We start from the raw sequence: 12,923 nt of genomic DNA, 5'->3' as shown, positions 1-12,923 counted from the left end.
GGGCCTTTCCGCCTGCACCCATGCCCTTTGGAGTATGCGCACATCATGACAGAACCGGAATTGCAGCAAGGGCCATCGGATGCCGAGCTCGACGATATCGAAATCACTCTGGTCTTTGAATGCGGCCGCTGGCTGATGCCGCTGGGGGAACTGAGGAATGCCGGCGAAGGGCACATCTTCGAACTTAATCGGCCGGTCGACGGTCCGATCGATATAGTTGCCAACGGCCGGCGTATCGGCCGTGGCGACATCGTGCGCATCGGCGACGAGCTTGGCATCAGGCTACGTGGCAGGTTGGCTTGCAATGAGTGAGATCCAACCAGGGATCCTGGCGCTTCTTGCGGTTACGGCTGGACTGGGTCTGCTGCTGCTCACAGTCGTCACAACCACGGCCTTTATAAAGGTATCAGTGGTTCTATTTCTCGTCCGCAATGCGCTCGGGACGCAGACGATACCCCCGAATATAGTTCTTTACGCGACGGCATTAATTCTCACCGTTTTCGTCAGCGCGCCTGTTATCGAGCAGACCTATGCGCGCGTCACGGACCCGAAGCTCCACTATCAAACCTTCGATGACTGGGTTGCCGCTGCTGAGGAGGGACGAGAGCCTTTGCGTGCCTATCTCAAGAAGTTCACAAGCGAAGAGCAGCGTCGATTTTTCCTATCGTCGACCAAAAAAGTCTGGCCAGAGGAAATGCRCGCCAGAGCGACACCTGATGATTTCGCCATTCTCGTACCGTCCTTTCTAATTTCAGAACTCAAGCGTGCCTTCGAAATTGGCTTTCTTCTTTATCTTCCGTTTATCTGCATAGACCTCATCGTAACGACAATTTTGATGGCGATGGGTATGTCAATGGTCTCGCCCACAATGATAGCTGTCCCTTTCAAACTCTTTCTATTTGTTACTATTGATGGTTGGTCCCGGCTAATGCACGGGCTTGTGTTGAGTTATGCAACACCGGGAGGTTGAGATGGATGAGGCCAGCATTGTAGCCCAAATGAGCCAAACCTTGATCGTTTTCATGATTTGGGTTCTGCCGCCACTCATTGCCGCTGTGGTTGTCGGCCTGGGCATCGGTATTATCCAGGCGGCAACACAGATTCAGGACGAAACCTTGCACCTGACAGTGAAACTATTGGTCGTTGTTGTGATCATTGCTCTGTTTGCTCCTGTACTAAGCGCTCCGCTCATCGAGCAAGCCGATTACGTGTTCTCCCAGTTTCCCGCGATTATACCGAGTTACTAGGCTTCACCATGTCTGGTTCGTTGCCCACCGAGGCCCAAATGCTCATCCAGGGGGCCATCGAACTCATCATCGCCGCCGGTCTTGCTGCGGCTCGCGCTGTCGGCATTATGCTGGTCCTGCCTGTATTTACGCGGTCTCAAATTGGCGGGCTGATCAGAACATGCCTTGCTGTCGCGTTTGGGCTACCGTGCTTGGCACCCATCAGAGACGGGTTACAGCTGCTCGATCCCGATACACGTTTCATCCAAGTGACACTGCTCGGTTTGAAGGAGATTTTTGTCGGTCTGCTACTTGGGATTCCACTCGGAATCCCGATATGGAGCCTCCAGGCCGCCGGTGAGCTTGTCGACACCCAGCGCGGCATCACCAGCCAAGTCGGTCCGGTAGACCCTGCGACCAACACTCAGGCATCCGCGATGGGACTTTTTCTCGGAATCACGGCGATCACGATCTTCGTCGCATCGGAAGGTCTGGAGAACATGATCAGCGGCCTTTATGGCAGCTACTCAATCTGGCCCGTATATGAATTTCACCCCGCGCTGACCGCACAAGGGGCAATGGAACTAATCGGGCTCCTCGACCGGATTATGGTGACGAGTTTACTAGTCTCCGGGCCTGTCGTGGTCTTTCTGTTACTGGTTGACATTTCGGTAATGATTCTTGCCCGCTTTGCCCCGCAACTCAAATCGAACCGTCTTTCCCCGACGATCAAAAATATCGGCTTTCCGATCATCATGGTCACCTACACTGCGTATCTCATCGACGCCATGGCGTCAGATATCGCACAGGCCAATGGCGGGCTCGAGGCGTTCGAAAAGATGCTTAAATGAGCACGAGCGAAGAGAAGAAGCACCCGGGCACTCACAAGAAGCTAAGGGAAGCACGCAAGAAGGGGCAGATTGCGCGCAACACCGATTTCGTCCGCGCCGTCGGCACCTGCGCCGGTCTCGGCTATCTGTGCTTGAGAGCCAGCGCGATCGAAGACAAATGCATCGAAGCGGTATTATTGACCGACAAGCTGCAGAATCTGCCTTTCAATATCGCTGTCGGGCAAGCGCTAATTCTCTTGACCGAGCTCACCGTGACGACCGTCGGCCCGCTGCTTGGAACTGTAGCCGCCGCGGCGGTCTCGGCCGCATTCATCTCTAACGGTGGACTACTCTTCTCGTTCGAGCCGATGGCGCCCAGGTTTGAAAAAATCAATCCTTTTCAGGGACTGAAGCGCATCGTGTCGATGCGCTCCTTAACCGACCTTGGCAAGGCGCTGGTGAAGSTATTACTCCTCGGCGCAATCTTTCTTTTTTCTATTCTGGGCATGTGGAGAACGATGGTCTATCTGCCGTTCTGCGGCATTTCGTGCCTCGGCTTCGTCTTTACGGAGGTGAAACTGCTGGTCGGGATTGGTGCCGGTGCACTTCTGGTCGGCGGCTTGGTCGATCTCCTGCTCCAGCGCTGGTTGTTTCTGCGCGACATGCGCATGACTGAGACCGAGGTCAAGCGCGAAAGGAAGGAACAAGAAGGTACGCCAGAGTTGAAGCGTGAGCGACGTCGCCTACGTCAAGAGATGGCTGGCGAACCTCCGCTTGGCGTGCATCACGCCACATTGATTTTGAGAGGGCGGGCGATATTGGTCGGTCTGCGTTACGTGCGGGGCGAGACTGGGGTGCCCGTCTTGGTTTGCCGCGGCGAGGGCGAGGCCGTTTCACCTATCTTCGCAGCGGCGCAGGCGCTACGTCTAAGTATTGTCGACAATGATGGGCTGGCGCGTCAGCTCATCCGAACGACCAAGTTAGGAAAACCTGTTCCCAGGCAGTATTTCGAGCCTGTCGCAAGAGCGCTCCATGCCGCTGGCTTAGTCTAGACAAGTGGACAAAATCGGTTCTCCGTGATTGCGCAGGTTACTGTGCCACTATGGCCCATGGGCAAGCGAGAATCGTCGAAGTGTCCGGGYGACCTCACATGTTTTGGAGAATTATCGCAATGTTCGCGGGCACTGTCAGGAATTCTGTACGCGAGGTCATGATGATGGAAAGGAGGAAAATCACATGGCTATCGAGAGGCAACTTCTTGACCAACTGCTTTCGGGTGGCGAGGTATTTGCCAAGGACGGGTTGCCGGACCACGTGAAGAAGGCGCTACAAATTTCCAGGCCCTCTCTCAGGCTGCAGCTCGCGCCCGCTGCCGCAGGAGTTCCAGTGGTCTTCTTTTGGCAACTTCAGCATTTTAGCTGAGCGCAGGTCAGGTTTATGTCAGGTAAGGACGGCTATGTTTGATGGCCAAAGCTTTGTCATTGTCTCAGGAAAGAAACATTTGCGAAAGATTGATGTCTGTCGGGTGGTACGGGCGGGATTGGGATGAGCGCCAAAGAATGCGAAGCACCCACGCGCGCAAGGTCATCACGGCGAGAAGGCGAAGCCAGAACCTGCTTGCGCCCAGGAAGACAGCGTCGCCTTTGGCGCATGGCTCGATGTCTGCGGTTCCCGTTATTTCCATGCCACCAACGTGCGTGCGACATCGCCTGCCGCGACTACTGCGCGTGCTCCGGATTAAACAAGCTTTTGGGGATCGCCGCCGATGCCGTGCAAGCGATCGCGTTAGGGCGATCCAGGAGACCTCGAACGAAACCGATGGGATCTCGCGCAGCTTGAGCTGACCAATCTGCGAGTACTTGGGTCGCATGCGCTTCGAGCGCGCTGATGAGGGCATGGCCAACGTCAGACTTTTCAGCCCCCCATTTCGTGAAGACCATCTTCGCGTGGGCACCCGGTCCATCGCACTTCTCGCTCTCCAGATGAGCGAATCAGGCCTCGACACTATAGGCGGCGCATTGCCCGCATTGGAGATTGGATATGACGGGCATTGGACGATCGGGAAGGTCGCACCTTGGAGGTGCTGAGTCCGGCAGCGCGCTGGGATCGAGCGCTTCGCGCCCGCAATCAGGCCGCGCCCCTGAAGAAGGCAGTCAATCGTTCAATTCCGTCGTGCAGCGGATGCACTCTGGGCCTCAAAACCAAGGRACGTCCTCCGCTCCCATTGCGCCCCAAGCCGACGATGCTGTCGGCGCCCGCCCTGCCGGCCCCTCGCTTGGCTCACACCGACTTTTGGCTGCTGCTCTAGGTCAAATCAGTGGGCGTCGTCGTCGTTTCCCCTCGGTGTCGGAGGGCGAGGGTCCATCCCGAGAAGAAGGCTTGTTGCATCCTGATGACGAACCCTGGCGCGACGATCGATCGGCTGGACCCTCATATACAGCCGCGCGCCCACCGCGTCAGCAAAGCGTGAGCGAACCGGCTGCGAGACGGGGTGAATGGCCTGTCGACGATAAAGCCGGGCGGGACGGTCACGGCGGAATCTCGCAACGGTAYGGACCAAGGCGGCAGCCCGGTGGCGAATCCTGGCGCAGCCATCAAGCGGCCGGAAGCTCGCGCATCGACGCGTTGCCGCCGCATAGACCAAGCGTACCCGATCTGGCTGCCAGATCAGGCGAACGACCTATCGACCATGTAGCTAGGCGGGATGGCCGCACTGCAAACTCGCAAGAACTGCTTAATGGCGCCCTACACGACATTGGTTTCGCTGGTGACATCCGCAAATTCTCAATGGCTGTGGTGCGCTATCGCAAACAACTGAAGATGCCGGAACTTGCAACATTCCTGCAACAGGCCGCTGCCCAGTTCACATCTCGATTTGTCACCAACTGGCAGCACGATATCCGCGCCCGGCAAACATGGGGATATGCCACAGTTTGTAATGCTGTGAGCCGCGAGGAAGGTCCGGCAGGCATGGAAGCTTGCCGGGCCATGGCAGCTCAGGTGTCTAGATTTGCMCACGAGCTCATCGATATCGAGCCCAAAGCGCTTCCGCTCTTGGCGCTATCGTTTAGCCGATATCCACGGGTGCCGGCCTGCCAAAATGGAATGGGCAGTATTGCTGAATTTTGCTGCCGGCAAAGCGAAGTGCTTCGGGAACTCGACAGTCAAAGCCTGGCCCTGTTGGTGAACGGCTTCAGCAAATGGCCCGAACAGGAAAACTCACGCCTTGCCTCGGTCGCCGTCTCCGGTGAGGTCCGTCGCCGCGCCGAAAGGACAAACGGCCTCGCCGGTTTTGAGCCACAGCATTTGGCGAATCTGGTGAACGGCTTCAGCAAATGGCCGCAAGAGACGGGGTGTGGCGCGGCCACCGTCGCCATCGCCAGCGAAGTCGGCCGTCGCGCTGGCCAAGCCAACTCGCTCTGTGATTTTCATCCGCAGGAATTGGCCAATTTGGTGAACGGGTTCAGCAAATGGCCCGAAGCCGCAGGCTGCGGTGACGGGACAGGCGCGATCGCTGGTGAGGTGCTACGCCGCGGCGCCAGCCGGCTCTCTGCTCTTGATTCGCAGAACTTGGCGAACTTGGTGAACGGTTTCAGCAAATGGCCGGAGAGAACAGGCTGTGGCGCGGCCATGGCGGCGATTGCCAAAGAGGTTCTTCGCCGCGGCGCCGACGCGTTATCTGATTTTACTCCGCAGGGCCTGGCAAATCTGGTGAACGGCTTCAGCAAGTGGTCTGACACAACGGGGTGTGGTGCGGCCACCCTCGCGATCGCGAGTGAGATTCGTCGCCGCGCCAGTGAAGCTGATCGGCTCGCCAATTTCACTCACCAGCACCTGGCAAACTTGGTGAACGCCTTTAGCAAGTGGCCTGGAAAAGAGAGTTCACGCCTTGCCACTGTCGCGATCGCCGGTGAAGTCCGTCGTCTTGCCAACCGGCTCTCGAGGTTTGATTCGCAGGACTTGGCGAACCTGGTGAACGGCTTCAGCAAGTGGCCCGCCGAGTTGGCATGTGCCGAAGCCACGGTCGCGATCGCCTGTGAGATTCGTCGCCGCGCCGATAGGCTGTCCGATTTTACTCCGCAGGCACTAGCGAATCTGGTGAACGGTTTCTRCAAACGGCCGGACCAAGTGAGCTGTAGTGGCGCCACGGTCGCGATCGCTGGTGAGCTGGTTCGCCGCGGCCCCGGCCGACTTTCCAGTTTTGCCCACCAGCATCTGGCAAGCCTGGTGAACGGGTTCAGCAAGTGGCCTGATCAGGYGAACTGCCGCGAGGCCGCGCTCGCGATCGCTGGTGAGGTTCTTTGCCGCCGTGCCCGCCGRCTCCCTGGTTTTGATTCGCGCGAGCTGGCGAACCTTGCGCTCGGTTTCAGCAAATGGCCCGATGAAGCAGCCTGTGGTGACGTCACGGTCGCGATCGCTGGTGAGATGCTTCATCGCGGGGACCGTGCCGATGAGCTATCTGCTTTCAGCCAGCAGGATCTGGCACACTTGGYGATCGGTTTCAGCAAATGGCCAAACCAGGCGGATTGTGCTGCGGCCACCGTCGCTCTCGCTCGCGAGGTTCGCCGCCGCGCCGACGCGCTGTCCGTCTTTGATCCGCAGGATCTGGCCAACTTGGTAGGTTGCTTCAGCAGATGGCCGGAACAAGTGGAGTGTCGCCGCGCTACCGTTGCGATCGGTTGCGAGATCCGGCGCCGCGCTGACCTAGCTGGCCAGTTATCTTATTGTACCCCGCAGTCTCTGGCGAACCTGGTGAACGGCTTTAGCAAGTGGCCGGATGAGACGGGCTGTTGCCAAGCCACCGTTGCGATTGCCGGTGAGGTTCGCCGCCGCGGCGCCCAGCTGACCGATTTTACTGCGCAGGAGCAGGCGACCCTGGTGAATGGCTTCAGCAAGTGGCCGGTAGAGGCGGGCTGTCGCGAGGCTACCGTCGCGATCGCCGGCGATGTGGTTCGCCGTGCCGATCGCGCCGAGCAGCTATCTGCTTTCAATCCGCAGGATCTGGCAAATCTGGTTAACGGTTTCAGCAAGTGGACTGACGAGACGGCGTGCGGGGACGCCTCGGTCGCAATTGCTGCTGAAGTTCGTTGTCGCGCCGACCGCACCGGGGGGCTGTCCGATTTCTCCTCGCAGCAACTTGCTATTGTCCTGCATGGCTTCGGCAAATGGCCCGAACAACCGGAATGCCACAGGGCGATCATGGATATAGCGCGCTGGTTCGGCGTGGCGGGTCCAAGATTTAGCACCTTCACTACCGTCGCGCTCGGCACCATCGCCAATATCTTTGGGCGCGGCGTCGTACGGGGACAGGACGCCGGAGAAATTGCAGACACCGCTCTGCTAAGGGATCGGCTGCATCAGCTGGCCCATCATCTTCATTACGCCAGCGATCGCCTGGAGCAGGCCGATGCGCTAAGCATCGCGCATATCTTCAAGGCGCTGGCGAAGGCGCAGTTGCATGACGATTTGGGTCTACTGGCACGGGCAGGCTTGGATCGGCTCGAGGCATTGCGTCGGACCTCTGGCTTTGCCCCGGAGAATCTCGAGRCCATGGGCAATCTCTGCGCCGCTCTGGTGCCGTTAGCGCGCAGCTCCCAAAGGGCATTGCGCTGGCACCRCAGGCAGACTTTGAGCCTGCTGAATGACATTCAGCCAGTCGTGGAGCACAAGATCAAGGCGCAACTCAAGGCAAGCGAGGCCGAGCGGATCGCTGGACCAAATTCGAGCCGCTGTCCCGCCTTGTCGATTTATCAAGTGCTCAAGGCCCGTGCTGTCCTTGAGGGGCTTTACAAGAAGCCCTACGTCGATGCCGAAAGTTCCACTTTGAAGCGACGTCGGGATGAGTTGCATCGCGGAACCAGGGAGATCCTGGCCAGCGCGCGCGGCCTCATCGAAGGCGACCTTTCCAACATGAGCTGGAACCTGATCGCGCAGATCGAGGCAGAGGGGCCGGTCGAGGCGCTGGACGAGTTCATGGCGCAGAACGCGGCGCTGATCCAGRCCCGCCATCCAGCCGCCGTCTTCGATGTCCATAAGGTATTGCGTGCTATGGACCACGAGCCGAGACCGCCGGAGGGTGATGCGGGGCTAATGCAGTTGCCGGTGGTGGACATGCAGGGGCGGCGATTGCCGACGGAGCCCGAGACGCGCTATTCCATTTTCCATCGCCTTACYTCAGGGGCGGTGAAGGTGGTCGCGGTACAACTGCCGGGAAAGCCGAGCGCCTTCATGCTGGGGCGGACATTGAGTGTCGAGGGTGTGCCGTACCGGATGGATCTATTCGGCGGCAGCAAGTCAAAACCGCCGAAAAAGACCCTTGCCCAGATCGCCGCCCGCGCTCCAGGCGAAACGGGGGCTCAGGCGCTCGGGGGGAAGCTGCTGGCAATTCCATATGCCGAAACTGCACCGGGTACGGCTTTCGAGCAGCTGTCTCGATCCTGGGCGCCATTCAAAGAAGCCTATTATTACACGCAGCGCCGGGGCTTTGCCGCGCCCCCGGCGATCAAAGGTCTAGGGCCCCACGACTACGCACTCGAAGGAGCCTTCAAACTGTCGCTGCTGCCGGACCGTCCGACGGGCGAGGCGCATCCCTTCAGGCTGACCGGGCCGGAGGGCCCGATCGCCTTGCGACCGCATGACGGTTGCGGCTTCATAAAGGCATCGTTGGCCGAGCGTATGCCGGCTGTTCGTCGGGCCGCTCAAGGCCAAGGTCTCGATCGGGTGGCTGCCTTTGCTGAGGGAAGGAGATCGTCCGTTCCTGCCTCGGCGCTGCAACATTATCCGCGCAGCGAGCTGGTGGCGGATGAGACGCGYGAGAAGGCCAAGACCTGGCTCGACGGCAGAGAAGGACAAGAGCTGAGTGCCGAAGATCTTTTTCGCACCGTGACGGCCGGACACATCGACGCTCCCGGCGCGGTTGCCGTACCGTCCAGTGATGATTGCGTCCATGTGCCCACGCTCAAGAGCGAGACCTTGACGGGAAGGGGTGGCGTGCTGATCGGGCGAGCCCCCTATGACAAGGCCAACCTGCGGCCATTTGGCGCCACGCAAGTGAGGTCGGCAGGTAGTGGGGATGCGACTGCCGCCTTCCTGGATCGCTGCGTAGCCATTCAATACAGTTTCAATGTCGCCGAGAAGAAGGGGAAAGAACTGGCGGGCGACGATCCGATGTTTTTTGCCAAAGGCATCCTGATCGTTGTACCAGATAAGATGTGGCCGGCCGACTACGCCGAGCGTGGGCTGGTGCTGTCCGCCGAAGACGTCAAATCGCATTCGAGCTGGACACACGGCAAGGATCGCGCCAAGGTGGACACGCCGGTCGACAGCATAGGCATCCTCCAGGCGACGGAGGTGTTTGCTCCGGGCTCTTTGGTTGCTATCCCGACCAGTGAACAGAAGAAGCTTGACGGCGACTTCGACGGGGACGCCGTCATCATCATCGGCGACCGGCCGCAGCTTTATGAGCATGTGCGGCAGTTCGATGAGAAGGAACAAGCGCGCGGCGTTCGCTCACTCAAGCCGGCGAAGTCGCATACCCCGGCGCTTAAGGTCGATAGCTACCAATTCAGTCGTGCCCGCCAGATCCTTGCCACCACRCAGGACGTCCTGGAAACCTATAGCTGCCTGCAGAGAAACTTTCTGGCGCAGTCCGACGAGGCACGACGCTGGTTTGCCGAGCGTGCTGTCTTCGGCACCTACGAAGGCATTCACCACGAGCTCAGGCGGGACATCATTAACCTTTTGAATGCGGAAGAGGTGCGGGGCCAGGATATTCAGGACACGCTCGCCAGGGCGAGGCAGGAGATCGAGGTGGCCCAGCATCCGGTCGCGCGCGAGATGGCCGCGTTGCTTGTGACCGATCTTGCGGCATGGGCGGCGAAGGCGGATCAGCAAAGCTTGTCCGCAACCGTCGAGACCGTGGACGATTTAAGCCTGTCGGTGAGCCCAGCGCTTGCAAACCTCTTCCAGGAATTGGCGGAGAGCTATCCGGCAACGTCCCAGCCTCGCGACCGCATCCRGCTTTTGCTCGACCACACTCAAGCCCGGATCGATCCTTCCCCGGATGGCTACAATCCGGACGACCTCGTCGAAAGCACAAGCAACCTGCTGAGCCTCGGCATTAAGGTCGGGACGGACGCCTATAAATCCGACACCGGCACCCGCCGGTTTCTGAAAAAAAGCCATGAGCTGCAGCGGCTCCTATGCCAGACGCCGGGCTTGCAGCCCGTGCCCTACGTAAAGAGCATGGCGGCGACACTCAGCCAGGGCAGGTTCGATGTCGATGCGACCTTGGAGGAGTTGAAGGACAATCCCACGCTGGCGGCTTCCGTCATGGAGGCCTCGATCAAATTCGCCGCACAGAACGGCCTGTTGCCTGAACGCTCCGGCCGCCGCCCTGCCGCCGTGGATCCCGATGTGACGGCAACGTTGAGCCGCCAAGAAGCATCGGAGCGGGCCAGAATCGAGGCGACGCGCGCCAGAGTTGAAGAGGAGGCAATCACCGCAGCGGCAATCTCGGTTGCCGAGAGYCTCGGGCAGGCCGGCATCCCGGTGAACATGCCGCATTTCGATCGCCGGGTGCGATCGGAAGCCTCGATGGCTGAACAGCTCACCGGATTGAACGCCCCCTCTGGCAGYGTGCCGCAGCTGATTAGCAACGCTGTCCGCCACATTTTCGAACTGCCCGACCAGGAGTTTACCCGTGGCTTTAAGAAAGCCATGTTGGCCTTCGACGAGCGCGGCTACGCCGAACGCCACACGACCAACTGGTTCAGGATGCRCAATCCCACTTTCAGTGGCATCCAGAGCGTGCTCGCCACACCGCATGGTTATCGCTTCCAGCTTGAGTTCCATAYGCCGGCCAGYTACCAAGCCAAGCTCRCCAATCATCACACATACAAGCAGCTGGACCAGCTGCGGCGGGTGGGTGGGGACGTTCCTGCGGAGCAACTCATGCAGCGCGTCATGGAAAACTGCCAGGGCGTCGCAGTCCCCGATGGCGCTCTGGCCTTGCTTCATTGGGAAGCCGAAGGCGAACGCAGGGCAAGCGCCACTGGGAAATTGCGACCTGTCGGGCAATCGAACATGCTGCAGACCGTCGGGTCATCACAGGCGAAGGAACTCCTCGCGGCCCTCRGCAGTCGGCCGGTCGTGCTCGTTGGCATGCCAGGCGCCGGCAAATCCAGCATCGGCCCAGCTCTCGCGAAGCGACTGYAGCTCAACTTCCGCGACACAGACAAAATGATCGAAAAGCAGGCCCGTAAATCGATCTCGCGAATCATCGAAGAGCACGGCGAGGCCTACTTCAGGGAGATGGAGGCGAAACTGATCCCCCGTCTGCTGGAGGCCGCGCCCGCGGTGATCGCCATCGGCGGTGGCGCCTTCATGCATGAGCAGACCCGCCGTCTCATCGGCGACAAGGCGGTCTCGATCTGGCTCGATACCAAGCTGGAGGTGATCATAAAGCGCCTCAAAAGGGATAAAAACCGCCCGCTGCTGCAAGGCCCTGACCGGGAGCAAAAGATCGCCCAACTGAGCGATGAGCGCAGACCATTCTACCAACAAGCCGATCTCACCTTCGTCCCGCCTCACCAACAAGGCAAAAAGAACGCGGATCCATGCCTCAGCGCGCTACACGCCCATCTGTGCCCAACGCGGCCGCCACTCAGCAATTAGCCAATATGGTCGCGTCACCAGGATAAACCTAGACAAGCACAGGAACCGAAGGGAGCGTGTGAATGAACCTTCTGTATCGTTTCAAGTCGCTGGGCAGTGCAAACACCGATCGAGAGCGTAATAACCACCGAAACGGAGCCAGGGGGCCATCGTCGATGGCCTCATCGCGCTCCGGATTTGCTGCCGACCCAAAACGCCGCCGCGGCCGCCAAGCGCTCGCTGGCAAAAGCACTCGCTGACTTACGTCTGAAAAGATACAGCATCTATAAGGATGACCGTCGAGCGCCCTACCATATGAATTCATCCATCGACAGGGTTCGCATAGTCGGAACGCCTCACATCAAATGTGCTTCAATGCGGCACCGAGCATTGCTGCTCCTTCCGATCCCGCCTTGCCGGGAAAATGGCGCCTTTCAAAGCCGCCGTCGCATCGATATGAGCAGGCCAGCCCGTACACGACCATCAGTTTTGTGACAGCGCCCTTTTGTTTTTTTTGTGAGCCGTCAGCTTCTCGAAAGCTCGCGCTCTTACTTTGAGCAAGTCGATTTTCAACACGGCATCGCTGCCTCATGAGGGCAATAAAGGAACCGAGGTACCTGATGGTCGGATCAATTAGAGGTGGAGGTGGCGGCGCCGGTGTTTCCTTGGCTCGTGCGGGCCATGGGGATAGGCGGGATGAGCCCGGCGGGCCTTCTGGTGGTRGCCGACCGATTGGGGCGGGCGGTCGGGACAGCGGTTCGGTCAGTTCCGGAAATGACGCGCAAGCCGTAGATCAGAGTGCGGCATTCGAAAGTGTTCTGAGTTCCATTGCGTTCCAAATGACGAGCGATTCCATGGCTGATTTCGATGACGCTATGGGTGACATGGAAGAGGATGCCTGACGCCGGATCCTTCGGCGTCAGGAGTGTGAGCCGTCAAGCACGGCACAATTCGAACGGAAAGGTAAAACGATATGTCTAAAGTTGCTCCCGCTGCTGGTGGTGCTGCTCCGGCCATTGGCAATATGGCTGCTGACGGGGCTGGCGCTGCCGCCTTCCAGGCTCAAATTGTGGCGCTCACGAAAATGAGCGCGGAGGCGACGGAAAGGAGTGTGATGCTGCGCACTGTTACGACCAACCTTCAGACGGTCAAGAAGGTGGCCGACGAACGCGTTCAGTAACATCGCAAGCGAGATGTAGCGTCGTCCAGATCG

General features: G+C 59.2%; 8 protein-coding genes. All 8 read left to right on the top strand.

Features of this window, described 5'->3' with window-relative positions:
* A partial coding sequence (locus ORS3428_RS30935) for a FliM/FliN family flagellar motor switch protein (RefSeq protein ID WP_172833759.1) occupies window positions 1–312 on the top strand: 312 nt, incomplete at its 5' end.
* Entirely contained in the window at window positions 305–970 is a 666-nt protein-coding gene (gene sctR / locus ORS3428_RS30930) for a type III secretion system export apparatus subunit SctR (RefSeq protein ID WP_071102057.1), read from the top strand. The genes ORS3428_RS30935 and sctR, both read left to right, overlap by 8 nt.
* 1 nt (window position 971) lies before the next feature.
* Window positions 972–1,247, top strand: coding sequence for an EscS/YscS/HrcS family type III secretion system export apparatus protein (locus ORS3428_RS30925; protein ID WP_071102060.1), 276 nt, complete (start codon window positions 972–974; stop codon window positions 1,245–1,247).
* An 8-nt stretch (window positions 1,248–1,255) separates the two neighbouring features.
* Window positions 1,256–2,077 carry a type III secretion system export apparatus subunit SctT gene (sctT, locus tag ORS3428_RS30920; protein ID WP_071095240.1) on the top strand — a complete coding sequence of 274 codons (822 nt, stop codon included), beginning with the start codon at window positions 1,256–1,258 and terminating at the stop codon, window positions 2,075–2,077.
* A complete protein-coding gene (locus ORS3428_RS30915; protein WP_071102056.1) occupies window positions 2,074–3,108 on the top strand; it encodes an EscU/YscU/HrcU family type III secretion system export apparatus switch protein in 1,035 nt (344 codons plus the stop codon). The genes sctT and ORS3428_RS30915 overlap by 4 nt, the downstream gene beginning before the upstream one ends.
* A gap of 184 nt (window positions 3,109–3,292) precedes the next feature.
* Complete coding sequence (locus ORS3428_RS32885; protein WP_108722981.1) at window positions 3,293–3,478, top strand: hypothetical protein; 186 nt, start codon at window positions 3,293–3,295, stop codon at window positions 3,476–3,478.
* Window positions 3,479–4,843: 1,365 nt separating this feature from the next.
* A complete protein-coding gene (locus ORS3428_RS30905; RefSeq protein WP_108723234.1) occupies window positions 4,844–11,731 on the top strand; it encodes a shikimate kinase in 6,888 nt (2,295 codons plus the stop codon).
* 952 nt (window positions 11,732–12,683) lie between these two features.
* Window positions 12,684–12,890 (top strand): hypothetical protein, encoded by a 207-nt coding sequence (locus ORS3428_RS30895; RefSeq protein WP_040985410.1) that lies wholly within the window; start codon window positions 12,684–12,686, stop codon window positions 12,888–12,890.
* The last annotated feature ends 33 nt before the right edge of the window (window positions 12,891–12,923 follow it).

The organism is Mesorhizobium sp. ORS 3428 (assembly GCF_001854785.1).
Taxonomy (GTDB): Bacteria; Pseudomonadota; Alphaproteobacteria; order Rhizobiales; family Rhizobiaceae; genus Mesorhizobium.
The sequence above is the reverse complement of the archived record's forward strand: the minus strand, read 5'-3'. Positions and strand labels throughout refer to the sequence as shown.